Source organism: Corynebacterium sp. UMB0012 (assembly GCF_030216265.1).
Taxonomy (GTDB): Bacteria; Actinomycetota; Actinomycetes; order Mycobacteriales; family Mycobacteriaceae; genus Corynebacterium.
The window spans coordinates 1-255 of record NZ_JASOKQ010000119.1 but is presented as its reverse complement, the minus strand read 5'-3'; the positions used below and the strand labels follow the sequence as shown (position 1 = coordinate 255).

Sequence of the window (255 nt, the reverse complement as noted above, 5' to 3'; positions counted from 1 at the left end):
CGCGTCGACACCGTTTTCGGTGACAACCACCGGGCGCTTGGTGATAGCACCGGTGCCCACCATCGCTGCCTGCGGAGGAACCACGATGGGCGTATCAGAGAGAGCGCCCTCGGAACCAATGTTGGTGATGGTGAAGGTGCCGCCGGACAGGTCGTCCGGGCGCAGCTTGCGGTTGCGCGCGCGCTCGGCGATGTCGACGATGGCCTTCGCCAGCTCCGGCAGGCTCAGCTTGTCCGCGTCGTGGATGACCGGGGA

Annotated in this window: 1 protein-coding gene; it reads right to left on the bottom strand. The window is 66.7% G+C overall.

Features of this window, described 5'->3' with window-relative positions; genetic code table 11:
* A partial coding sequence (locus QP324_RS12115) for a 2-oxo acid dehydrogenase subunit E2 (protein WP_284816234.1) occupies positions 1–255 on the bottom strand: 255 nt, incomplete at both ends.